Here is a 22701-nt window from a genome sequence, read left to right as displayed (position 1 = left end):
AGACTCAGGTGATTGGAGAGCGAGAGCGTGGACAAGACAACCCTGCTGGCAGAATTGGAGCTTACCCGACAGCGTACACGGGCGCTGATTACCTCGTTGCCGGATGACATGCTCGATGTGCCCTATCACCCTGGTGTTAATCCCCCATTGTGGGAGATGGGGCATGCCGCTTTTTTCTACGAAGTGTTTGTGTTTAACCTGCAGGATGGAACCCCAAGCTATAATCCCTCGATGGATGATCTGTGGGATTCGTTTCATGTTGACCACAAGGATCGCTGGTGTCGGGAGCTGTTTCCGGGCCGAGAGGACACCCTGGCCTATTTCGATACCATCTACGACCGTGTTGCAGAGCGGATACAAAGTAAGTCGCTGACCGACGAAGATCTGTATCTGTACCGTTACGCCATATTCCACCAGAACATGCATATCGAGTCATTGATCTGGTGTCGGCAGACGGTGGGGTATCCGGCACCTCCCGACCATAATCCTGAACGCGTTGCACCCGGTGACCGGATTGCCGGCGATGTCACCATTCCGGCAGGTCGATGGGTGATCGGGATGCCCGGGGAGTCCTCGGGATACGCCACCAATAATTTTGCGTTTGATAATGAGAAGCCAAGGTTTGAGGTAGAGCTGGAATCCTTCTCGATCTCCCGTCTACCTGTGTCCAATCGGGAGTTTCTCGATTTTGTCGAGGGTGGCGGATACCGGCGTCCCGAACTCTGGTCCTTCGGGGGGCGCAAGTGGCTGCAGACCGAGATCGATGTTTCCCTGGTTCACAACTGCGCCGGACCGCTGATGCACCTGCCGAAGCAACCGCTATACTGGCGCTGGCATGATAACCAATGGCAGGAGCGTCTTTTCGATGACTGGCAACCGCTGAACCTGGACGCTCCGGTGACCCATGTAAGCTATTGGGAAGCGGAAGCCTGGTGTCGTTGGGCTGGTCGGAGGCTGCCGACTGAATACGAGTGGGAAGTCGCAGCGTTGGGTAACCGGCCTGGTGTGCCATTCCGTCGATTCCCCTGGGGGAATGACCCGGTGAGCCTGGCACGCGCTGATATGAGTGGGCGAACCATGGCACAAAATCCGGTCTGGGATTACCCTGAAGGAGAGAGCCCGTTTGGTTGTCGCCAGATGATCGGTACGGTCTGGGAATGGACCAGTAGCCAGTTTTTTCCCTACGATGGCTTCAGGATCGATATGTATCCATTCATGTCGACACTGCAGTTCGGTGACCACAAGGTCACTCGCGGCGGCAGCTGCGCCACGTCCGCTTCACTTATTCGGGGCACCTATCGACAGGCGTACTTGCCCATGAGAAACGACGTCTACACCGGGTTCCGCAGTTGTGCGTGACCAGAACACTGCTGAGGGCCAGCCATGAATGTGTACGAAACCGACGAACTGCTTAGCCAGTATTTGGGGTTCCATTTTGGTGATCACTATTTTGGTGTGAGCAATTACCCCGCACGGTGTGCCGGTATTTGCCAGGAGATGATGGCCGGGCGGAACAGACACAAGGCACTCGATCTGGGCTGTGCCGTCGGCCGCACGGCCTTCGAACTGGGCCGGGTGTTTGATGAAGTGGTGGGCATCGATCTTTCAAAGCGATTTGTGGATGCTGCCCATCACCTCAAGGAGCATGGTGAAATCGATTATTTCCGCCGGGATGAAGGTGAACTGGGGGAGAGAGTGAGCATTAGTCTGGCAGAACTGGGCCTGGCCAAGGCTGCCGAACGGGTGTCGTTTGCCACGGGGGATGCTTGCCAGCTCGGGCCTGAACATCAGGATTATGACCTGATCTTTGCTGGTAACCTGATCGATCGCCTCCACGCCCCCGGTTCGTTCCTTGCTGGTATCCATAAGCATCTGGCGGTGGGAGGTACACTGGTTATCAGCTCTCCCTATACTCTGCTGGAGGAGTTCACGCCCCGCAACAACTGGATTGGCGGTTTCGAACTGAATGGGCAGCCGAGGAGTGTTCTGGACGGTATGCGCGACATACTGTCCAGTCATTTCGAGCTGATTCAGCCTCCTATGGATGTGACGTTTGTGATTCAAGAAACCCGGCGGAAATTCCAGCACACCGTTGCTGAACTGACTGCCTGGCGCAGAATCCGTTGAGTCAGTCGCGTCCATCGGGCGCTGGTTCAGTCTGCCGTTTCGTCAACTGGCTGGCCAGCGCTACGCCCGTCTCACTCATGGTGAGGTAGGCTTGATCGGCGCCTGCTGCGCGAATCTGCTGGGCTTCATCCTCGTACAAGGTGTGCGCCACGATGTATCCGGTAAACCCTTTTTTCCGGAGATTCCTGGCGGCAATGAGTTTGCCTTCTATGTCACCCATGGCGAGGATGACTGCCTCAACGGCCGGCATATGGAGACTCTGCCAAAAAGAAATGTCCTCTGCGTCTGCGAAGACCACGTTGCGACCGTCTTTCTGGTGCTTGGATACTTTTGCAGGGTCCGAGTCCAGCCCCATGGCTCGGGGTTCCGAATCCGAGAGGTAATCGTAGGCGGCGGTACCAGTCCGTCCCATCCCCATGATCAGGACCTTGGTGCTGCCAAGGGAAATGGGCTGTTCGTCCGGGTGATGCCGTTTGCCCTCGTAGGGCGTAAGGCGGAAATTGAAGCGCTCGTAGAGCGTGTGGGCGAAGCGATTGACCGGTGCCGAAACAAGAAAGGATATCGCGACTGTGAGAGCCAGTGGCACCAGCCATTCCGGCAGAGCGACGCTGGCGACAATCAGGCCAAACTCACTGTAGTTGGTGAGTGACAAGGCGCTCAGAAAGCTACTGCGGGCACGTAGCCGGAAAGCAAGCAGCAAAAAGAAGAAAAGCATGCCTTTCAGGGGCAATACCAGTAATGCGATCAGCGCGAAGAGCACTGCGCTGCCGTCCGGCAATCCTCCAATGCCAATCTGCAGGAAAAATCCGACCAGGAAGACTTCCTTGACGCTCCAGAGGGATTTGGCCAGCTCCTGGGAGCGTGGGTGGTTAGCCAGCATGGCGCCAAACACCAGGGCGCCCAGTTCCGGGCTTAATCCGACAGCCTCAAAACCAAGTCCTCCGAGCGCCAGGGCCAGCAACAGTCCGAGCAGTACCAGCAACTCATCGTGACCACTGGCGTCCAGGAGTCGGAACAGGAGAGGTCGGAGCAGGGGGAGTCCAAAGACGACGAGCGCCCATTGGGACGGTGTCTGTCCTGCAGCCAGGCTCATGACGACCAGGGCGATCAGGTCCTGCATGATCAGGATGCCAATGGCGACACGGCCATGAAAGGCCCGCAGTTCCCGTTTACTTTCCAGTACCTTGGCGGCGAGTACGGTACTGGAAAATGACAGCGCGATGGCCAGTAACAAGGCAGTCTGCCATGTCAGGTCCATCAGCCAGTACAATCCGGGAGCGAACACCACACAGGTGATGGCAAAGTGGAACAGGCTGCCACCTATAACCTCTGGGCTTATGATGGAGCGCAGCTTGAGCTTGAGCCCGACGGTGAACAACAACAACAGGACACCGAGGTGAGCAATATGCTCCAGTGCATTGGTCGCCTCCACCGTAATGTTTAGGGGGGCTGCCAGGCCGCTCAACAGGAACCCAGCCGCCAGGTAACCGACGAGTGGAGGTAAGCCGACGGTTTTGACCAGCAGGCCCAGGCCAAAGGCAAATGAGATCCAGATTGCTTCAGGCATGGTGGTCGTCTTATCGGATCAGTTGCTGGATTGAATGAACTGTCGGAACAGTTTGGCGGATTCTTCCGGCACCTCTATCATGGGCGCGTGTCCGACCCCATCCAATAGGACCTTTCGGGCATTGGCAATGCGCTCGACAAAAATATCGGCATTGCGGTAGTTGATCACCCGGTCTTCTTTGCCCCAAAGCACCAGTACCGGCGCCTCGATCCGCTCGATGGTGTTGCGAAAATCCGGTTCGTATCCGCTGTCCCGGATGGCTGCGAAGATCACTTCATTAACTTCCTGGTTGGCAATGGCTTTCTCTTCCATCACATCAAGGATCGGCCAGGGTGCAAATGGCCTCTTCTCCAGGGCAAAGTCCAAGAGACGTTCAAAATCCCCTGGCTGTTTCGGAATCAGCGGGTTGTCCCCTTCTGTTACCAGCTCCACCAGTTCACTGTCGTATTCAAAGATGCCGGCCGGGTTGAATAACACGGCTGAACGGATCTGCCCGGGAAAGGTCGCGGCATAGAGGGCAGTGATGGCGCCCCCCATGGAATTGCCCATCATGTGGCTCTGGTCAATGCCCAGTGCGGCTAGAATGCGGGACACGTACTGCACCTGATCCTCGAGCCGGTAACCAAGGTCCAGTTCCTTACTGCTGTCGCCGTGACCGGGAAGGTCGATGGCATACACATTGAATTCGTCGGTCAGTTCTCCGGCAAATCGGGTCCAGTTCTCCTTGTTGGCTCCGAAACCGTGGATCAGGACAATGGTTTCTCCCTCGATGGCGTCCTTGTTGTGTAGGTAGGCAACATCCAGCTCGCCGACGACCACGCGGTCTGCCTCCAGGCCGGCGGATGAGCGTTCCCAGTCGATGGCGGTATCGTAGATGTCCTGACGGGAACAACCCCACAGAAGCGTGGTCAGCGTTAGCAGAAGCAGGGCAGGCAAGCGGGTTTCAGGCATCATTGGAAATCGGGCTCCAGTTCCGGTGGGATAGTCCATTGAGGGCATGGGTTACAGTAACTTAAAAAAAAGCCCGGTCAAGGACCGGGCTTTATGAGATTTCTGGTGACAATGCCCTCAGGACTGTTCCCGCGCAATGGCCCGATAGGCAATGTCCTTGCGATAGAAGACGCCGTCCCATTGGATTCCTGAAGCGACCTCGTAGGCACGCTGCTGGGCTTCCGTGACGGTCTGGCCGAGGGCAGTGGCACATAAGACGCGGCCACCGTTGGTGACCACTTGATCGCCATTGAGCCGGGTGCCCGCATGGAATACTTTTTCACCGGCGGTTTCGGATTCCGGTAGCCCGGAGATGACGTCCCCTTTGTTGTAGCTACCTGGGTAGCCGCCGGCGGCCAGCACGACGCCGACGGAAGCCCGGTCATCCCATTTGGAATCGCACTGGTCCAGTCGGCCATCAATGGCGGCGCCACACAGCTCCACCAGATCGGACTTCATGCGCAGCATGATCGGCTGGGTTTCCGGGTCGCCGAAGCGGCAGTTGAACTCAATAACCTTGGGAGCGCCGGTGCTGTCGATCATCAGGCCGGCGTACAGGAAGCCCTTGTACGGGTGACCTTCTGCCGCCATGCCGCGTACGGTCGGGTAGATCACCTCGTCCATGATGCGCTGATGAATATCCGCCGTCACCACAGGAGCGGGGGAATAGGCGCCCATGCCGCCGGTATTGGGGCCGGTGTCGCCGTCACCAACCCGCTTGTGATCCTGGGAGGTGGCCATGGGCAGGACGTGTTCGCCGTCGACCATGACGATGAAGCTGGCTTCCTCGCCGTCCAGGAATTCCTCGATGACCACCCGGCTGCCTGCATCACCAAAGGCGTTACCGGCGAGCATGTCGCGGATGGCGTCTTCGGCTTCTTTCAGGGTCATCGCTACAATCACGCCCTTGCCTGCTGCCAGGCCATCGGCCTTGACCACGATGGGAGCGCCTTGCTCCCGTACATAGGCCAGGGCCTCATCCACATCGGTGAAGTTGGCATAGGCAGCCGTGGGGATGTTCTGGCGGGCCAGGAAGTCCTTGGTGAAGGCTTTGGAGCCTTCCAGCTGGGCCGCGCCGGCGCTGGGGCCGAAGACGCGGAGCTTGCGGGCTTCAAACTTGTCGACGATGCCGGCGACCAGTGGGGCCTCCGGGCCGACGATGGTCAGGCCCACGTTATTGGCGGCAGCAAAATCTGCCAGTCCGTCGAGGTCCATGACGTCGATGTTGATGTTTTCCAGGCCCGGTTCACGGGCGGTGCCGGCGTTGCCTGGGGCCACGAAGACCCGGTCCGCGACCGGGGACTGGGCGGCTTTCCAGGCCAGGGCGTGTTCGCGGCCGCCGGAGCCTATTACAAGAATGTTCATAGTCGGTTCCTGGTTGTCGGATTACGCCTGCGGCTAATCCGACCTACGGTTCAAATCTGAGGCTAAATGTAGGTCGGATTAGCCGCAGGCGTAATCCGACACGACCCGATTTCTCATCAATGCCGGAAATGGCGCATGCCGGTGAATACCATGGCGATGCCATGTTCGTTGGCGGCGTCGATCACTTCCTGGTCGCGCATGGAGCCACCGGGCTGGATCACGGCGGTGATGCCAGCTTGCGCGGCGGCATCAATGCCATCCCGGAATGGGAAGAAGGCGTCGGAAGCCATAACGGAACCTTTCACTTCCAGGTTTTCATCGGCCGCCTTGATGCCGGCAATTTTCGCGCTGTAGACGCGGCTCATCTGGCCCGCTCCGACACCGATGGTGCGACCGGCCCTGGCGTAGACAATGGCGTTGGACTTGACGTACTTGGCCACTTCCCAGGCGAACAGCAGGTCGTTCAGTTCCTGTTCGGAAGGCTGCCGCTCAGTGACCACCTTGACGTCTTCCATGGCCACCATGCCCAGATCACGATCCTGTACCAGTAACCCGCCGGTGACGCGCTTGTAATCCATGGATCTTGCGCGTTCGCCATCAAATTCTCCGCAGGCCAGCAGGCGCACGTTTTTCTTGGCAGCAACCAGTTCCACCGCTTCCGGAGCGATGGTCGGGGCAATGATCACCTCCACAAACTGGCGATCAATGATGGCCTTGGCGGTATCGGCATCCAGTTCGCGGTTGAACGCGATAATGCCGCCAAACGCGGATGTCGGGTCGGTGGCAAAGGCCAGGTCATAGGCCTGGCGAATGTCGGAGCCAATGGCGACACCGCAGGGATTGGCGTGCTTGACGATCACACAAGCGGGATCCGCGAAAGGCTTCACACATTCCAGAGCTGCATCGGTATCCGCCACATTGTTGTAGGACAGTTCCTTGCCCTGAAGCTGTCGGGCGGTGGCAATGCAGGCTTCCTTCGGATTGCGCTCGGCGTAGAAAGCGGCGCGCTGGTGCGGGTTTTCCCCGTACCGCATGTCCTGAACCTTCACGAACTGGGTGTTGAAGGTGCGTGGGAAATCTGCGTTGTCGTTATCCGGGGTGCGACCACCAAGGTAGTTGGCGATGGCACCGTCGTAGCCGGTGGTGTGCTCAAAGGCTTTGACCGCCAGGTCGAAACGGGTGTTGTAGGTCAACTGGCCATCGTTCTCTTTCAGCTCTGCCAGCACCCGGCTGTAATCCGAGGCATTGACCACGATGGCCACATCGTTGTGATTCTTGGCGGCGGCACGCACCATGGTTGGACCGCCGATGTCGATGTTCTCGATAGCCGTAGGCAGGTCGCAGTCCGGATTGGCGACAGTGTCTTCGAACGGGTAGAGGTTCACCACCACCATATCAATGGGGTTAATGCCGTGCTCGCCCATAATGGCGTCATCAGTGCCGCGGCGGCCGAGAATGCCGCCATGGATCTTCGGATGCAGGGTTTTCACCCGCCCGTCCATCATTTCCGGGAAACCGGTGTAATCGGACACCTCGGTGACCGGGATGTTGTTTTCCTTCAGAAGGCGAAAAGTGCCGCCGGTGGAGAGCAGTTCAATACCGCGCTCAGTCAGGGCGCGGCCGAATTCGACGATGCCGGATTTGTCGCTGACGCTGATCAGCGCACGACGGACGGGGGTATTAGCCTGGTTTTCCATGGGTCATTTTCTTCGCTGGAGATGAACGAATAAGGGCCTCGCGATTTCCGGGAGGCCCTCTTCAAGTCAGGGTGTCTGGATTATAGCAGACCGTATTGCTTAAGCTTTTTGCGCAGTGTGCCGCGATTCAGGCCAAGCATGGTGGAAGCCTTGGTCTGGTTGTTGCGGGTGTATTTCATCACCTGCTCCAACAGGGGTGCCTCCACTTCGGACAGCACCAATTGGTATACCTCCGTGACTGGAGCTCCGTCCAGTTGTGCGAAGTAGTTCGTCAGGGCAACTTCGACGCTGTCACGCAGGGTGACGCTGTTGCCGCTGCCGTTTACCGTCTGCAACTGATGAATGTCATCGTTGGCCGATGTGCTCAGGTTGTCGTTTGCCAAAGTCTCAGCGGTCATGCTGCGAATACCTCTCCATTTCGTAAGCCTGCAAAGTACTGTTGAATACTGTCTCTTTGCTCCGCCGCTTCGTCCAGGGCGTTGAAGCGTTTGCGGAACTGTCTGCTCTCGTCGTGGGACTGGAGATACCAGCCCACATGTTTTCTGGCAATGCGCACACCCATAAATTCACCGTAAAACCGGTGCAGGGCATCCAGGTGCTGTGTCAGGATCTGTTCCACCTCAGCCAGCGGAGGTACCGGAAGATGTTTTCCGGTCTCCAGGAAATGCAGGATTTCCCGAAAGATCCAGGGCCGGCCCTGAGCTGCCCGGCCAATCAACAGACCGTCGGCACCGGTGTACTGGAGCACCTGTTTTGCCTTCTCCGGGGAAGTGACATCACCGTTGGCAAACACCGGTATGCTGACACGGGATTTTACTTCCGCGATGGTGTCGTACTCGGCGTCGCCTTTGTAGGCGTCCTTCCGGGTGCGGCCGTGAACCGCCAGCGCCTGAATGCCTGCATCTTCTGCCATGCGTGCGATCAAGGGTGCGTTACGATGCTCCCGGTCCCAGCCAGTTCTCATCTTCAGCGTGACCGGGATATCCACGGCGGCGACCACAGCCTCCAGTATCTCCCTGACCAGACACTCGTCCTTCATCAGCGCGGAACCCGCCGCTTTGTTACAGACTTTCTTCGCCGGGCAACCCATATTGATATCGATGATCTGGGCACCGTACTCGGCATTCAGTTTCGCGGCGTGGGCCAGCATTTCGGGATCGCCACCGGCAATCTGAACCGATCTGGGTTCCGGTTCGCCCGCATGGTCCATACGGGTTCTGGATTTACGCGTGTGCCAGAGCTTGCTGTCCGCTATGACCATTTCCGATACGGCCAGCCCGGCGCCCATATTCCGGCATAGCAGGCGGAAGGGGCGATCCGTCACACCCGCCATGGGGGCGACAATCAGCGGGTTGGGCAACGTGTACGGCCCGATTTTTGCCGTTGGCAGCATGATCTGAGTCCGTGTCACAGCGGATTGAGCAAGACTCGGAGTGGAACGATTGCTCAATAAGTAACCGATCCTGATCCGAAGGGCGGTAATGATACCGCCGGGACGCCAGCGATTGAAGGGGCAAAGCAGTGAAAAAGTTGATTATTTTTCGTGCTTTCTGGTTGACTTTTAGTCTATTCGGTGGCGGTCCGACGTGATTGATAAGTGAATGCTGGCTTACTGCGGGTTGTAGGCTCGGAAGGCGATGTTGTAGTTGACCGCATCCCTGCCGGGATCCCGAATACTGATCGCGATGCGCACCGGTGTGTCCATTGGCATGGCTGCCAATTCCTGACCGTCACCGGCAATGTATTCGTCCGGTGTAAATACGCTCTGGGCAACCACGTCTCCGTTCAGGTTGGAGAAGGTGAGGGCGATGGCGGGGAAAGGTTGGGAAAAGGTTGCCCGGTTGATGATCACCGCTTCCACCAGCAGCTGGCTACGATTGTTCGGGTCAGTCCGAACGACCAGTTTGCGACTCTGGATGGCGTCGACGTCGATCAGGGGGGTGAGTTCACAGCCTGCCAATTCACAGCCTTTTTCGTAAAAAGGCCTCAGTTCAGGGATGGCTGACAGGCGGTCAAACTGAAACCAGGTGACCTGTGCCACCAACACACCAATCAGTGCCAACACGACCAGGCTCCATAGTATCGTGCGCACTCGCCCGCCTGAGCTGCGATGAACGGAGACAGGTTCCCGCCGAAGGTCACTGTAGAATTGGTGCGTGGTCAATGGCTCCTCTGCTTCGGCTTCAGCTGCCTCGGGCTTTGCGGCAGTCATTTGCTCTTGAACGTCACCACTGCCTGGCTCCAGGGCAAGGTGGCTGTCGGTCAGCGCATCCTCGGGTGGGGGCTGATCGTTCCACTTCCCGGTCTCTGTATCTGACCAGACTGACGGTTCGATTTCGGGTTGTGGCTCGTTGTCAGGAGTTTCCCGGGGTTCGGGCTCTCGAGTAGCCGACAAGCCATTATGCCCTCCGCTGATATCATCGTCGGCCAGCATGGCTTCGGCCCAGCTTTCATCGATATTGTCGTTGGTAGAATCATCTTCGGCGTCGAATTCCGACGCGGATTTTTTTTCTACGGAGCGAAAGCTGTCACTGAGTTCGTCGTCGGAGAACGTCATCCGGGAACCGGCATATCGACCTTCCTCTGCGTCCTCTTCCGGATTGTCGGCGAAGACAAAATCATCATCAGCGGAGAATCCGCTGGCGGAGTCGGCGGATTCCTTATCCGGAGTAGCGGTCGGGCTGGGTTGCGATGGCGTCGCCGGCGCAGCAGTGGGCTTCACCTGGTGATCGACTGCATTGAAGACTTCCATGCAGTTTCCGCAGCGCACTTTGCCTTTGGCAATGCTGAGTTGCTCATCCGTTACCCGGAACCGGGTATCGCAATTGGGGCATCGTGTCTGCAGGCTGCTCTGGGTCATGCTTTGTTCCTGAAAGCGACTTCGCTACGAGTCACGGAGTTTAGTCGTTCACAGTGGATTCGTCACCTGTCGTTGCGTCGTCCTGTGAGCCGGATCCACTCTTCCTGTTGCTCGGGTTCATCCATCACAAACCAGGGCTCATAGGCCTCCATGACTTCGCGTGCCTGGTTGGACAGAATGCCGGACAACACCAGGTCGCCGCCGGGTTTGACCCGCGCAGCCAGATGCGGTGCCAGTCCGATCAGGGGCTGGGCCAGAATGTTGGCCAGCATGATGTCCGCCCGGGTGTCGGGCTCACTCTCCGGCAGATACAGGTCCAGGCGGCTGTTCTCGACGCCGTTGCGCTGGGCATTGTCGCGGCTGGCCTCCAGTGCCTGGGGATCTGTGTCGACACCGATAACGTGATCGGCGCCCAATAACAACGCTGCCAGGCCAAGAATGCCTGAGCCGCAACCGTAATCGATGACCTGTTTGCCCTGCACGTCCTGACCGTCCAGCCACTGCAGGCACATTGCGGTGGTGGGATGGGTGCCGGTGCCAAATGCCAGACCGGGGTCGAGCATCAGGTTGGCGGCTTCAGGGTCGGGAGCGTCGTGCCAGCTGGGAACAATCCACAGCCGTTCGCCAAACTGCAAAGGCTGAAAGTCGTCCATCCAGGCGCGCTCCCAGTCCTTGTCTTCCACCAGGGTCACCGCAATCTCTGGCAAGGACTGTTGGGTCTGCTGGTGCCAGGCATCGGTGATCGCCGCACGCAGCTGTTCAATGTCCCGTTCGGAATCGAACAGGCCAGTGACACTGGTTTGGTGCCACAGCGGGGTGGTGCCGGGATCCGGCTCGTATAACGGTTGGTCGGCTGCGTCTTCCATGGAGACGGCTTCGGCACCCATCTCCATGAGCAGATCTTCCAGCTGATCCGCGTTGTCCGGATCAGCCGGGATCTGTAGTTGTATCCAGGGCATGTTTGATTCAATCCCGCATCAGTTTTTCCAGGTAATGGATGGTGAAGTCTACCTGTTTAAAGCCACCATCGCGTACCAGTTTTCGATGCAGGGGTTGATTGGTCTTGATGCCTTCGACAACCAGTTCATCCAGAGCGTTCTTCATACGCCGGCGAGCGATTTCCCGGTCATCACCCCAGGTGATGAGCTTTGCTACCAGGGAATCGTAGTACGGGGGCACCGTGTAACCGCTGTACAGGTGCGAATCGACCCGGATGCCGTTGCCGCCGGGGGCATGGAAGTGTTTGACCTTGCCCGGGCTGGGTACGAACGTCTTGGGATCTTCGGCGTTGATCCGGCATTCCAGGGCGTGGCCGGAAATGCGGATGTCTTCCTGGGTGTATTGCAGGGGCAGGCCGCTGGCAATACGGAGCTGTTCGCGCACGATGTCCACACCGGTGACCATCTCGGAGACCGGGTGTTCCACCTGGACCCGCGTGTTCATCTCGATGAAAAAGAACTCGCCGTCCTGGTACAGGAATTCGAATGTACCAGCACCCACATAGCCGATTTCCTTACAGGCGTCGACGCAGGCCTTGAGGGTCCGCTCGCGGGATTCCGGATTGATGTTCGGAGCCGGTGCCTCTTCAATGACCTTCTGGTTGCGGCGCTGCATGGAGCAGTCGCGGTCTCCCAGGTGGATGCAGTTGCCGTGCATGTCGGCCAGCACCTGCACTTCCACGTGCCGTGGTCTTTCCAGGAATTTCTCCAGGTAGACGGTCGGGTCGCCAAACGCGTTGCGGGCTTCGCTCTGGGTAATCTGGACACCCTTGAGCAGTGCCGCTTCCGAGTGGACTACCTGCATGCCACGGCCACCGCCGCCGGATGCCGCTTTGATCATCACCGGGTAGCCGATCTCACGGGCAATGCGCAGAGTGCGCTCATCGTCGTCGGTCAGCGGACCATCGGAACCGGGTACCGTGGGTACGCCCGCCCGGATCATGGCGTTGATGGCTGACACCTTGTTGCCCATCAGGCGGATGGTCTCGGCGCGCGGCCCTATGAAGCGGAAGCCGCTTTTTTCAACCTGTTCAGCGAAGTCGGCATTCTCGGCAAGAAAGCCATAGCCCGGATGAATGCCCACGGAATCCGTCACTTCCGCCGCACTGATAATGGTCGGGATGTTCAGATAGCTGTCCACCGGGCTGTTAGGCCCAATGCACACGGATTCATCCGCAAGGCGCACGTGCATCAGGTCGCGGTCCACCTGGGAGTGAATGGCAACGGTTTTGATCCCCAGCTCTTTACAGGCGCGCAGGATGCGGAGTGCAATCTCTCCCCGGTTTGCGATCAGAACTTTTTCTAACATAGCCATGATGTGCAATCACCGAGTTCAGGAAATGGCGACCAGAGGCTGGTCGAACTCTACCGGCTGACCATTCTCCACCAGAATTTCGGTGACGGTGCCGCTCTTGTCTGCTTCGATCTGGTTCATCATCTTCATTGCTTCAACGATGCAGACGACATCGCCGGCCTTGACCTGCTGGCCCACTTCCACAAAGGCCTTGGCCGTTGGTGAGGGTGAGCGATAGAAGGTGCCGACCATGGGTGAGTTGACGGTATGACCGGAGGGCGCGGCAGGTGCGCTGCTCTCGCTGGCTGCCGCTGCCGGAGCCTCAGCGGCCGGGGCTGGCTGTGGTGCAGGTGCTGGCGCCGGGTAGTGGGCCATGTACTGTGTGCTGACAGCCTGTTCACCGCGACGGGAGATGCGAACAGAGTCATCTCCTTCGTGAATCTCCAGCTCCTCAACGTCGGATTCCTCCAGGAGCTCAATCAGCTTCTTGATCTTACGAATGTCCATAGTCAGTTAAGTCCCGTGTTGTCTGTGATCTATCGGTGAATTCGCTGCAGGGCCGCCTGAAGCGCGAGGTCGTACCCCTGGCTGCCCAGCCCGCAGATAACGCCTTCGGCGATATCGGAAAAATAGGAGTGATGGCGGAATGCTTCCCGCGCATACACATTGGAAAGATGCACCTCGATAAAGGGAATGCCCGATGCCAGCAAGGCGTCCCTCAGGGCCACACTGGTGTGGGTAAACGCCGCCGGGTTGATAATAATGAAATCCACGCCTTCATTACGTGCATCATGGATCCGTTCAATCAGCTCATACTCCGCGTTGGACTGCAGGTGGAGCAGGTGATGACCCTGTTGTGCCGCCTGGTGGTGAAGCCGGTCGTCAATATCCGCCAGGGTCTCACGGCCATACAGCTCCGGTTCCCGGGTGCCCAACATGTTCAGGTTGGGGCCATGGAGTACGAGTATAGTCGACATGATGATACGTGCCTTGTTTCCATTATTTGCTACAGGATCGCCGAAAATGGCGTCATTTTCCATTCATGGTGCGTTCTCATGGCTTTCGGATCAATACATTTCAACGTTCAGACTGTGACAGCGGATAAGTCCCACATTGCGAATCATTGTCGGAGGGTGCCGGCCAGACGTCCATAAGACGTTTGTTTCATTTCCAACGGTTTGGCAGTCCTTTTAGACCATCGTCTAACAAGATAGGTTTACGACTGAAGTGGTGTCGATCTGCAGCGGAAGTGCTCTTTTTACCTTTTCTGTGTGGTGCCAGACTCTGGTTTTCCGATACTACCGGAGCAGGGAGAACTCATGCGAGACACCGAACTATGCAAAAGACTGCTGGTGTTACAGGAGCCCTGGGACATTTCCCGGGTGCGGGTGGACGTTCAAAGTCAGGAGCTGCATGCCTACCTGACCACTGGCAAACCCTGGTTCGGTCGATCGCCATTTGAGCAACACAAGTGGCGTTGGCGGCACGTCAACGTGGGTGCTTACAAGACATACATCCATGCCACGTTGCCAGATGAAGGGGGCATCGCCAATGAGCCGCTGCCGTTTCTGGGCAGTGTGGGAAAGGATTACACCCATGGTCTGGCGCGACGTGTGATTGATTGTCTCCAGGCTGGCCTGGGGTACCGCCAGGTTTGTGAATTGTTGGGCATTGATGTTTACCTTGCCTGGCAGATCCGCCATGCGATCAGCGAGGGACAGTTTTCCGGTGCTGGCGACAAGTTGGCGGCACAGATGTCTGCTGAGGAGGACGCGGAACAGGCGCGGCAATCCATTCCTGCCACGGGTGATCCGGTCTGGTTTAATCTGCTGGAGTCAGATCAGCCATTCCACGCCAATATGCTTGGCCTGAAATTGCTGCTGGCACGGACGCGTCAGGAGTTTGCAAGGCTGGCCAGCGAGGACGCGAAAATCATACGGGTCAATGCGGTCAGGCGCTTCTTTATCAGACACGAAAATCAGCTCGGTGATGAGATTGCCCAGCTGGACAAATTCCGCAGCCAGGCGGAGGCGGTGAGTTATGAGTGACGCTTCCCGAGAAGGATTGATGACGCCGGACCAGGCTGCGGAGCTGATCAGCAGCGGCAGGGCACTTTGTATCGCTGGTGATAGGGAGTTGTTGCTTAAGTTGCCTCCAGGCAACTGGATTGGCGGCACTACACCCTACTTTGTCGCCAGTCAGGGTGGCCTGTGCAGCCGTGATTATGTGTTCGTCCAGTGTCTTCATGGCAGTGACGCGTCGATCGGGAACTATGACGGTGACCACCTTCCCCATGTCCTGGAGGATGCCCCGGAGCATGGTTACTCCCTCATTATCCTGCCCGCCGGCAGCCGCGTGCTGGAAGACTATGCGCGGTATGCGCCAACTTACTTCGATATGTTCATCAAGCCCATAGTGGGGTGGGTGGCTGGTGTTCACTTGGACGAACTGGAACAGGTCGGTGCTGCCGTGGTCGACGGACGCACCGGTGACCTGTTCACTGACCGGGCCGTGGTGATGCACGTCCAGTTGCCAGAGCGTGAATCCGTTTCCGTGCACACGGTCAATCTATTTGAAGCGGGCGATGGGCCAGGGCTGGAATTTGCCGCCACAGACTTTTCCACCGAGGATTGCCTGATTGATGGGCGACCAGGCAACCTGGCGGATACCATACAGGCGTCCGGCATCGACAGTCGCTGGCCCCTGGTGGCCGATTACTGCGGGGCACTGGTTAATGTCAGTATTCAGGCGGTGGATGCACAGGCCCGGGCAGTCAGATTCTATGCTCCGGTTTTCGAGGGTGTGTGCTATCGGTTCGCCAAACCAGTAGCCCATTATCCTGAGGCTTTTCTGGCCGCCATGCCTGAAGATCCCGGTGAGATCCTGTTCAGCTGCAACTGCATACTGAATTACCTGTACTCGAACCTGGAAGGGCAGCGCACTGCGCAATTGACGGGGCCGATCACCTTTGGTGAGGTCGCTTATCAGTTGCTGAATCAGACGGCGGTCTATCTGACTCTGGAGCGTGACTGACCCGGCGTCAGTCTGTCGCCGCTGTTACGCAGTTTCTGCCAAGCTCCTTGGACTTGTACAGCGCTCGATCAGCCCGCTCACACAAACTCTGTGAACTGTCGCCCGTCCAGGCTGCAACACCGCAACTGAAAGTGACATTGAAGTCCCGATCTCCAGCAGGCTGCTGCAGTTCAGAGAAGCGTTCACGGATCTCATTGAGCACATTGCGGGCATCGCTCTCCCGGGTGTCGGGCAGAATGATGGCAAACTCCTCTCCACCATAGCGTCCTATATGGTCGCTCTTGCGCAGGCGCTGCTTGAGAAACATGGACAGGCTGCGTAACACCCGGTCACCGATTGGGTGGCCAAAGGTGTCGTTCACTTTCTTGAAGTAGTCGATGTCGATCATCGCAAAGCACATAGGTTGATCCTTCTGCTTTGCGCGAGCAATTTCCTGGTCCAGCAGGTGGAGAGTGTGGGTATGGTTGAACAGACCGGTGAGGCTGTCGCGAATCATCAGGGCCAGCAGTGAGCGGGCGCGTCGTCCGCGGTTGTGGATGGTGGCGACCAGATGTTTGGGGTCAATGGGCTTGGTCAGGAAGTCGTCTCCCCCCAGGCTCATAGCGTGCAGCTGCTTGGAGACATCCTCCTCGGCGGACAGGTAGATAATGGGGACGCTGTGCAGTTTGTCCTGCTGGCGGATCACCCGGGCGATCTCCATACCGGTGCATCCGGGCATGTACATGTCGAGGACGATGATTTCCGGTGAGAACTCTTCAAGCGCATGAATGATCTGCATCGGGTCGGTAATGATATGGGCCGTCATGCCAGCCTTTTTGAGGACCGTTTCCATGAACTTGGCCTGGGCGCGGGAATCGTCCAGTACCAGTACCCGGTAGGGCTCAACCGTGTTGCCATGGGTGTAACTTTCGATTTTCTCAATCAGTTGGCCGGGGTCGACCGCCGGATAGAAGAACTCTTCACCCCCGCAACGGGAGGCCCGCAGGCGGGTTTCGATCGTGCCATCCTCATCACTCTTGAATATGACGGGAATGGGGGTGTCATGGCGTTCCTGCAGGCACTCGATGGTGGCGATTCCGGTGTTGGCCCTGCCGCCGAAATTGACATCCATCAGGATGGTTTCGGGCTTGTGCAGGGCGCAGGCCTCAATGAGCTGGTCCGCGTCACTGAAGGCCGAGGCCCGGAAACCGAAAAATTCCAGCTGCCGGATTAGCCGCCTGGCCATTTCATCATTGGCGAGAGCAATATAAACCGGCGTCCGGCGGAATTGTTGGGGCGCGTCCGATGTGTTTTTATCGGTACGGCGGAGCGTGTTGCGAGACAGCAGTTCGATGGCATCCTGCAGTTGCCGCTCGAGAGCGTCCGGAAGATTCTCGCCAGTCGGCCAGCTCTCAAGGAGCGTGAGCACCTTTTTGCCGGCATCGGAATGGCCGGCCATCTCAAAACGCAGGGCATAGCGAACCAGCTTGTCCGTGGCAGTGGCGAAGTCTTCACGAAAGGCGGCAGATTGCTGGTTGTTACCATGAATTTTCTGCCAGGTGTCGAGCACCACTCGTGCCTGAGTTGTTACGCGGCGGGCAAAGTGCTGCCTGAGTTTCTCTTTCTGGCTTTCGTCGTTCATTGCAATCCGACCTGTCTTTTTCTCGTTATAGTGTCGCCCCTCTCCGGGACACGAGTCCTTCACAGAGTCTATAGTGTTTAATGTTGTCGGCGTAGATCATGCTGTGTAAATGTTTGTCAACTCTGCGGGGCAGATCACATCAGGGGCCCGGCAGGACCTCATTTTTCAGGACCCGACGGGTCCCGGAGGCCGCCAGTTATGGCACGGATGCAGTCTCTAGCTTTGCCTTTTCGCCAGAGGGGTCTGATTTCCCTTCGTTCTCTGCTGTTGCTTTATACCGGCAGCCTGCTATTGCTGATTCTGCTGGCCAGTCTTGCCTTCAGCTTTGATCGTTTCCGGGACTACGTGTCAGATCAACTGGAAGGGCATGCCCGTGATGGCGCCACTGCGGTGGGGCTGTCGCTGTCCAATGCTATTGATGGACGTGATCCGGTTGCTTCCGAATCCCTGATTGACTCGGTGTTCGATAGCGGACGTTACCTGTCGATGGTGTACTTCGACCACTCGGGCGAATGGGTGGCGGGGCGACAAACAACCGTGTCCGGTGCTGGGGTGCCATCCTGGTTTGTAACCTTGGCGGATTTGCCTTTGCCAGTGGGGCGGGCGGAAGTGGTTCGGGGGTGGTCCCGCCTGGGGTATGTCGAAGTTGTCAGTCATCCGGGACGTGCCTATCGTGATCTCTGGCATGTGACCATAGGGATGATCGGCGGAACCATGGTGGTTGGTACTGTCGGCCTGTTGCTGTTGTTCTGGATGGTGAGAAGACTGCTCAAGCCGCTGAAAGCGCTTGAAAAACAGGCTGAGGCGTTGGGCCGTAGAGATTTCCGCAAACGTGTCGACGTTAATTCCACCCGTGACCTGAACCAGGTCACCCGTGCGATGAACCAGATGGCGGATGACCTCGGTGCGCTGTTCGAGGGGCAGGCGAAACTGATTCAGCATTTGCGACGGGTCAGCAATGAGGACACTGTCACCGGGCTGGCGAGCCGGAGTGCATTCGATCAACGCCTGAAAGTTGAGGTGGAGTCGGAGGAGCGTGCTGCTCCGGGGGTGTTGTTCCTGATACAGCTGGACGACTTTACTTTGTACAACACGACCTATGGTCGCAGTGAAGCCGATCGTTTACTGCTGAGCATTGCCGGCGTTATCAACCAGTTTGTGCGGGACCATACAGGGGCATTTGCAGGTCGCCGAAGTGGTGCCGAGTTTGCGATTTTTTTACCGGGCGTTACACAGGCGGATGGCATTGTCTGGTGCCATCAACTTCTGGAAGAGCTGGATGGTGTATACGCTGATCGGGCATCGCCCATGGATGTGATGGTTCACGGAGGTGTGGCCCAGGCGCTGGAAGACCGGAACGCCAGGGAGCTGATGGTTGCCGCCGATGAGGCGTTGCGACAGGCACAGACCAGGCCCCAGACTGATTGTCAGGCGGCGGACCCTGAGCGTGATGGCCACCATAATCTTGAAACCTGGCGTGCCATCATACGCTGGGCCATTGATCACGATCAGTTATCGTTGTGGCTTCAGCCCATGGTGGTCAACGGCAATGGCCATCTGGTCTATCATCAGGTTTTCTCGCGCATTGAAAGTGATGAAGGGGAGCTCAGGGCTGCTGTGTTTGTGCCGATTGCCGAGCGCTTCGGGATGATCGCGGAAATTGATCAGTTGGTGGTGCGTCATGCCCTTGTTCTGCTTGAAAGACAACCCCAGGCGAGTCTGGCGTTGACTCTGGGGGCGTCATCCGTGGCCAGCGATTCCTTCCGGCAAGACCTGATCGAGTGCCTGGAATCGGCCGGGCCATCGCGGAAACGCCTCTGGGTTGGTATTTCGGAGCAAACCGTGCACCATCACCGGACGGCGGTTGGCTTGCTGGTACGGGCGCTGAATCGACTCGATGTGGCGGTGCTGGTGGACCGCTTCGGGGTTGGCGGCGTGCCTTTCAGCTACCTGAGGAATCTGAGGTTCCAGGGGCTTCGTATTGATAACAGCTTTATTCATGGTATCGATAGTCATGAAGAAAACCGCTTTTATCTGGAGTCTGTGGTGGCCATCGCCCACAGTCGAGGGGTGAAAGTGTTCGCCACGGGTGTGGAAACCGCCAAAGAATACGACGTGTTGTGTGCATTAGGTGTGGATGGTGCGATGGGCTATCATCTGGGCCGGCCGTTCCAGGCGGATAACGATAACTGACAGGGGGTTGAATAACCGATGCCGGGTAGAATCAGACAGTATTTCAGGGATCGTAAGGACGATGTACAGGATTACACCGATGGAAGTGGTGTGATTGGTAAATTCATCCTCATTGTACTGGGTGTGTATCTACTGGTAGCGGTGGTGCTGGGCATGTTCTGGAGCAGTGAGCCGGACACCTTCTCGGTGCGGGAGCATACCCGTACTGTCGCATCTGAAATGGACCGGGAGCCGGTTGCCGGGTTTGCCACCACTGTGACCATGATCCGTGTGGCAGAAACCCTGCTGGACAAGCCCGGTGGCTATATCTCCAATGATATTTTCCCTCCCGGGTTGTGGCTGGACAACATGCCAAGCTGGGAGTACGGCGCGCTGGTTCAACTACGCGATCTGTCCCGTGCGATGCGTAAGGACATCAGCCGGTCCCAGAGCCAATCGGCGGAAGATCCGGACCTGATCGTCGCTGAACCCCAGTTCCACTTCGACAGTGGCAGCTGGGCCATTCCCTCCACCGAGGCGGAATACCGTCGGGGCATCGAAGCGCTGTATCGCTACCTGGACCGACTATCGCGCCGGGATCAGCCCTCAGCCCAGTTCTTTGCCCGCGCAGACAACCTGAATAACTGGCTGGCGGATCTTGAAACCCGGCTCGGCAGTCTGTCACGTACCCTGGGCGAGAGTGTGGGCAAGGCCTCTGTATCGGAGGCGGTAGCAAACCTTAACCCTGATGATCCATTGGCCGAAGAAGCTTCCGGGGAGGAAGTCAAGACGCCATGGACCCAGATAGATAACGTGTTTTATGAAGCGCGCGGCAGTTCCTGGGCCCTGTTGCACATCTTCCACGCCATTGAGGTCGATTTCCGCAAAGTACTGAACGACAAGAACGCGATGGCCAGTGTGAAGCAGATCATCATCGAACTGGAAGGTGCCCAGGGCTCCATGTGGAGTCCGGTGATTCTGAACGGCAGTGGTTTTGGGGTGCTGGCCAATCACTCTCTGACCATGGCGGCGTATCTGTCGCGTGCTAGCGCCGCGATCAGTGATATGCGGGATCTGCTGTCCCGTGGCTGATGTCACGTTTGCCGGTAACCGGCAATGATTCAGGCATAAAAAAACCGGGCTGTCATGGCCCGGTTTTTTTATGGAAGTGCGGTGTTCAGCCTTTGTAGGCGTTCACCGACTCAACGATAGCCTTTTTGGCTTCTTCAGCATTGCCCCAACCCTGTACCTTGACCCACTTGCCCGGCTCCAGAGTCTTGTAGTTCTCGAAGAAGTGCTGGATCTGATCCCGCAACAGCTCGGGCAGGTCGTCGATTTCCTTAACGTCATGATAAGAAGTCGTCAGCTTGTCGTGAGGCACCGCGACCAGTTTGGCATCACCACCGGCTTCGTCTTCCATGTTCAAAACGCCAACAGGACGGCAGCGAATGACCGAGCCGGCCTGTATCGGGTATGGGGTGACTACCAGTACATCGAGGGGGTCGCCGTCGTCAGCCAGGGTGTGGGGGATGAAGCCGTAGTTGGCCGGGTAGAACATGGGGGTGGCCATGAACCGGTCAACCAGCAGCGCGCCCATGTCCTTGTCCAGCTCGTACTTGACCGGCGAGCTATTGCACGGGATTTCAATGGCGACGTAGATGTCTTCTGGCGGGTTCTTGCCTGCCGGGATGTTGTCGAAGTTCATGAGCAATCCTTCCTGAGGTACGTTTAACTGCGTTTAAAAAGTGGGCGCAATTATACGGGACTCTGTTGTGGATCGAAACTAAACGTTGGTCTCTCGTCAAAGTCGCATTTGCTTGGCGATCAGTTCCTTCATGATTTCGTCGGTGCCGCCGCCGATGGACAGAATCTTGGCATCCCGGTACAGGCGCTCAACCACGGACTCCCGCATATAGCCCATTCCGCCGTGAATCTGGACCGCCTCGCGGGTGACTTTTTCACACACTTCCACCGCAAAATTCTTCGCCATGGCCACCTGTTTGACGGGGTTTTTTCCAGCCTGCATCAGGGCGGCACAGCGATAGGTGTACTCCCGTGCGATATCCACCTGGGTGGCCATGTCCACCAGTTTGTGGCGGGTTACCTGGAATCGGTCAATGGAGCGGCCGAAAGCCTGGCGTTGTTTGGCATAAGCCAGGGAGGCCTCCAGAGCAATATCGGCGGTCGTGTAGGCCATGATGGACAGCATCAGGCGTTCGGCGAGAAAGTTGCTCATGATGGCAATGAAGCCGGCGTTCTCGGCGCCGATCAGGCGGTTGGCAGGTACCCGGCAGTCCTCGAAGAACAGTTCTGCCGTGTCGCTGGCCCACCAGCCCATTTTTCGCAGCTTCTTGCCGGTGGAAAAACCCGGCATGTCGCGGTCGATCAGCAGCAGACTGATGCCGCCGTGCCCCTCACCTCCGGTGCGAACGGCAACGGTGTAGTGGTCCGCGCGCATACCGCTGGTGATGAAGGTCTTGCTGCCATTGACGATGTAATGGTCCCCATCACGGACGGCACGGGTCTTTAAGTTGGCGACGTCGGAGCCTCCACCGGGCTCGGTGACGGCGAGTGCGGCAATCTTTTCACCGCGCAGCACCGGAGGAACAACCTGCTCGCGAACTTCCGGCTTCGCCCACTTGGCGACGGGAGGCAGACCGATGTCCAGGGAGCCGAGGCTGGCCACCAGGCCGCCCGAGGTGGAACGCATCAATTCCTCGGAGACGGCGACCTTCAGGAATACATCGCCCTCTCCAGTGCCCCCGAGGGCTTCGGGAAATCCAATGCCGAGCAACCCGGCGTCGCCGGCCTTCCTGTAGAGGTCGCGAGGAAATTCACCGGTTTCTTCCCAGTCGTCAATGTGGGGAAGGACGTGGGTGGCAATAAACTTGCGGGCGCTCAGGCGGGCCTGTTCATGAATATCGTTGAAGTAATCGGACACGGAAAACCTCCCAATGATCGGAAACCTTGGGAGGCA

The 22701-nt window shown here is 57.7% G+C and carries 20 protein-coding genes; 6 read left to right on the top strand and 14 right to left on the bottom strand.

What is annotated here, in order from left to right:
• Nucleotides 1-27: 27 nt before the first annotated feature.
• Both senA and MARLIPOL_RS05025 read left to right on the top strand, forming a co-directional pair.
• Nucleotides 28-1359, top strand: coding sequence for a selenoneine synthase SenA (gene senA / locus MARLIPOL_RS05030; protein WP_012137010.1), 1332 nt, complete (start codon nt 28-30; stop codon nt 1357-1359).
• 24 nt (nt 1360-1383) lie between these two features.
• Nucleotides 1384-2127 (top strand): putative 4-mercaptohistidine N1-methyltransferase, encoded by a 744-nt coding sequence (locus MARLIPOL_RS05025; protein WP_012137009.1) that lies wholly within the window; start codon nt 1384-1386, stop codon nt 2125-2127.
• A gap of 1 nt (nt 2128) precedes the next feature.
• Here the strand turns inward: MARLIPOL_RS05025 and MARLIPOL_RS05020 are convergent, their stop codons facing one another.
• The 11 genes from MARLIPOL_RS05020 to aroQ all read right to left on the bottom strand — a co-directional run bounded on the left by MARLIPOL_RS05020 (nt 2129) and on the right by aroQ (nt 13875).
• The gene (locus MARLIPOL_RS05020) at nt 2129-3694 is read right to left on the bottom strand and encodes a cation:proton antiporter family protein (protein ID WP_012137008.1); all 1566 of its coding nucleotides are present in this window, start codon (nt 3692-3694) and stop codon (nt 2129-2131) included.
• Nucleotides 3695-3712: 18 nt separating this feature from the next.
• Nucleotides 3713-4645: an alpha/beta fold hydrolase gene (locus MARLIPOL_RS05015; protein ID WP_145768746.1), complete on the bottom strand. Its 933-nt coding sequence runs from the start codon at nt 4643-4645 to the stop codon at nt 3713-3715.
• Between the two features lie 117 nt (nt 4646-4762).
• Nucleotides 4763-6049, bottom strand: a complete 1287-nt coding sequence (gene purD, locus MARLIPOL_RS05010; protein ID WP_012137006.1) for a phosphoribosylamine--glycine ligase — start codon at nt 6047-6049, stop codon at nt 4763-4765.
• 116 nt (nt 6050-6165) lie between these two features.
• Nucleotides 6166-7746 (bottom strand): bifunctional phosphoribosylaminoimidazolecarboxamide formyltransferase/IMP cyclohydrolase, encoded by a 1581-nt coding sequence (gene purH, locus MARLIPOL_RS05005; RefSeq protein ID WP_012137005.1) that lies wholly within the window; start codon nt 7744-7746, stop codon nt 6166-6168.
• Nucleotides 7747-7826: 80 nt separating this feature from the next.
• Nucleotides 7827-8144, bottom strand: coding sequence for a DNA-binding transcriptional regulator Fis (fis, locus tag MARLIPOL_RS05000; RefSeq protein ID WP_012137004.1), 318 nt, complete (start codon nt 8142-8144; stop codon nt 7827-7829).
• Nucleotides 8141-9139 (bottom strand): tRNA dihydrouridine synthase DusB, encoded by a 999-nt coding sequence (dusB, locus tag MARLIPOL_RS04995; protein ID WP_012137003.1) that lies wholly within the window; start codon nt 9137-9139, stop codon nt 8141-8143. The genes fis and dusB overlap by 4 nt, the downstream gene beginning before the upstream one ends.
• A 216-nt stretch (nt 9140-9355) precedes the next feature.
• Nucleotides 9356-10606 (bottom strand): DUF3426 domain-containing protein, encoded by a 1251-nt coding sequence (locus MARLIPOL_RS04990; RefSeq protein ID WP_012137002.1) that lies wholly within the window; start codon nt 10604-10606, stop codon nt 9356-9358.
• Between the two features lie 62 nt (nt 10607-10668).
• Nucleotides 10669-11565 (bottom strand): 50S ribosomal protein L11 methyltransferase, encoded by an 897-nt coding sequence (gene prmA / locus MARLIPOL_RS04985; RefSeq protein WP_012137001.1) that lies wholly within the window; start codon nt 11563-11565, stop codon nt 10669-10671.
• 7 nt (nt 11566-11572) lie between these two features.
• Nucleotides 11573-12919 carry an acetyl-CoA carboxylase biotin carboxylase subunit gene (accC, locus tag MARLIPOL_RS04980; RefSeq protein WP_036190746.1) on the bottom strand — a complete coding sequence of 449 codons (1347 nt, stop codon included), beginning with the start codon at nt 12917-12919 and terminating at the stop codon, nt 11573-11575.
• A gap of 18 nt (nt 12920-12937) precedes the next feature.
• Complete coding sequence (accB, locus tag MARLIPOL_RS04975; RefSeq protein ID WP_012136999.1) at nt 12938-13405, bottom strand: acetyl-CoA carboxylase biotin carboxyl carrier protein; 468 nt, start codon at nt 13403-13405, stop codon at nt 12938-12940.
• Between the two features lie 29 nt (nt 13406-13434).
• On the bottom strand, nt 13435-13875 hold the full coding sequence (aroQ, locus tag MARLIPOL_RS04970) for a type II 3-dehydroquinate dehydratase (RefSeq protein ID WP_012136998.1): 441 nt from the start codon (nt 13873-13875) through the stop codon (nt 13435-13437).
• A 342-nt stretch (nt 13876-14217) separates the two neighbouring features.
• Here aroQ and MARLIPOL_RS04965 point away from each other — a divergent pair, with 342 nt between their 5' ends.
• Nucleotides 14218-14946: a hypothetical protein gene (locus MARLIPOL_RS04965; RefSeq protein WP_012136997.1), complete on the top strand. Its 729-nt coding sequence runs from the start codon at nt 14218-14220 to the stop codon at nt 14944-14946.
• Nucleotides 14939-15931, top strand: a complete 993-nt coding sequence (locus MARLIPOL_RS04960) for a DUF6976 family protein (RefSeq protein ID WP_012136996.1) — start codon at nt 14939-14941, stop codon at nt 15929-15931. The genes MARLIPOL_RS04965 and MARLIPOL_RS04960 overlap by 8 nt, the downstream gene beginning before the upstream one ends.
• A 7-nt stretch (nt 15932-15938) precedes the next feature.
• Here the strand turns inward: MARLIPOL_RS04960 and MARLIPOL_RS04955 are convergent, their stop codons facing one another.
• On the bottom strand, nt 15939-17552 hold the full coding sequence (locus MARLIPOL_RS04955) for a diguanylate cyclase (protein WP_012136995.1): 1614 nt from the start codon (nt 17550-17552) through the stop codon (nt 15939-15941).
• A 198-nt stretch (nt 17553-17750) separates the two neighbouring features.
• On the opposite strand from MARLIPOL_RS04955, the gene MARLIPOL_RS04950 reads away from it, so the two are divergent.
• Entirely contained in the window at nt 17751-19745 is a 1995-nt protein-coding gene (locus tag MARLIPOL_RS04950) for a bifunctional diguanylate cyclase/phosphodiesterase (protein WP_012136994.1), read from the top strand.
• 18 nt (nt 19746-19763) lie between these two features.
• Complete coding sequence (locus MARLIPOL_RS04945) at nt 19764-20816, top strand: DUF2333 family protein (RefSeq protein ID WP_012136993.1); 1053 nt, start codon at nt 19764-19766, stop codon at nt 20814-20816.
• An 85-nt stretch (nt 20817-20901) separates the two neighbouring features.
• Here MARLIPOL_RS04945 and ppa read toward each other — a convergent pair whose 3' ends face one another.
• Both ppa and MARLIPOL_RS04935 read right to left on the bottom strand, forming a co-directional pair.
• A complete protein-coding gene (gene ppa, locus MARLIPOL_RS04940; RefSeq protein WP_012136992.1) occupies nt 20902-21429 on the bottom strand; it encodes an inorganic diphosphatase in 528 nt (175 codons plus the stop codon).
• Nucleotides 21430-21525: 96 nt separating this feature from the next.
• Entirely contained in the window at nt 21526-22665 is a 1140-nt protein-coding gene (locus tag MARLIPOL_RS04935) for an acyl-CoA dehydrogenase family protein (protein ID WP_012136991.1), read from the bottom strand.
• Nucleotides 22666-22701: the final 36 nt, after the last annotated feature.

Source organism: Marinobacter lipolyticus SM19, assembly GCF_000397065.2.
GTDB lineage: Bacteria > Pseudomonadota > Gammaproteobacteria > Pseudomonadales > Oleiphilaceae > Marinobacter > Marinobacter lipolyticus.
Note: the sequence above shows the minus strand (reverse complement) of the source record. Positions and strands in the feature narration are given on the sequence as shown.

What these genes read in the sequence shown, in the direction of transcription:
- purD (WP_012137006.1), bottom strand. Translation starts at nt 6,049, where the DNA reads ATGAACATTCTTGTAATAGGCTCCGGCGGCCGCGAACACGCCCTGGCC.
- purH (WP_012137005.1), bottom strand. Translation starts at nt 7,746, where the DNA reads ATGGAAAACCAGGCTAATACCCCCGTCCGTCGTGCGCTGATCAGCGTC.
- MARLIPOL_RS05015 (WP_145768746.1), bottom strand. Translation starts at nt 4,645, where the DNA reads ATGCCTGAAACCCGCTTGCCTGCCCTGCTTCTGCTAACGCTGACCACG.
- accC (WP_036190746.1), bottom strand. Translation starts at nt 12,919, where the DNA reads ATGGCTATGTTAGAAAAAGTTCTGATCGCAAACCGGGGAGAGATTGCA.
- MARLIPOL_RS04960 (WP_012136996.1), top strand. Translation starts at nt 14,939, where the DNA reads ATGAGTGACGCTTCCCGAGAAGGATTGATGACGCCGGACCAGGCTGCG.
- MARLIPOL_RS04955 (WP_012136995.1), bottom strand. Translation starts at nt 17,552, where the DNA reads ATGAACGACGAAAGCCAGAAAGAGAAACTCAGGCAGCACTTTGCCCGC.
- MARLIPOL_RS04950 (WP_012136994.1), top strand. Translation starts at nt 17,751, where the DNA reads ATGGCACGGATGCAGTCTCTAGCTTTGCCTTTTCGCCAGAGGGGTCTG.
- MARLIPOL_RS04965 (WP_012136997.1), top strand. Translation starts at nt 14,218, where the DNA reads ATGCGAGACACCGAACTATGCAAAAGACTGCTGGTGTTACAGGAGCCC.
- accB (WP_012136999.1), bottom strand. Translation starts at nt 13,405, where the DNA reads ATGGACATTCGTAAGATCAAGAAGCTGATTGAGCTCCTGGAGGAATCC.
- dusB (WP_012137003.1), bottom strand. Translation starts at nt 9,139, where the DNA reads ATGCTGCCAACGGCAAAAATCGGGCCGTACACGTTGCCCAACCCGCTG.
- prmA (WP_012137001.1), bottom strand. Translation starts at nt 11,565, where the DNA reads ATGCCCTGGATACAACTACAGATCCCGGCTGATCCGGACAACGCGGAT.
- MARLIPOL_RS05025 (WP_012137009.1), top strand. Translation starts at nt 1,384, where the DNA reads ATGAATGTGTACGAAACCGACGAACTGCTTAGCCAGTATTTGGGGTTC.
- ppa (WP_012136992.1), bottom strand. Translation starts at nt 21,429, where the DNA reads ATGAACTTCGACAACATCCCGGCAGGCAAGAACCCGCCAGAAGACATC.
- MARLIPOL_RS05020 (WP_012137008.1), bottom strand. Translation starts at nt 3,694, where the DNA reads ATGCCTGAAGCAATCTGGATCTCATTTGCCTTTGGCCTGGGCCTGCTG.
- MARLIPOL_RS04945 (WP_012136993.1), top strand. Translation starts at nt 19,764, where the DNA reads ATGCCGGGTAGAATCAGACAGTATTTCAGGGATCGTAAGGACGATGTA.
- MARLIPOL_RS04990 (WP_012137002.1), bottom strand. Translation starts at nt 10,606, where the DNA reads ATGACCCAGAGCAGCCTGCAGACACGATGCCCCAATTGCGATACCCGG.
- aroQ (WP_012136998.1), bottom strand. Translation starts at nt 13,875, where the DNA reads ATGTCGACTATACTCGTACTCCATGGCCCCAACCTGAACATGTTGGGC.
- fis (WP_012137004.1), bottom strand. Translation starts at nt 8,144, where the DNA reads ATGACCGCTGAGACTTTGGCAAACGACAACCTGAGCACATCGGCCAAC.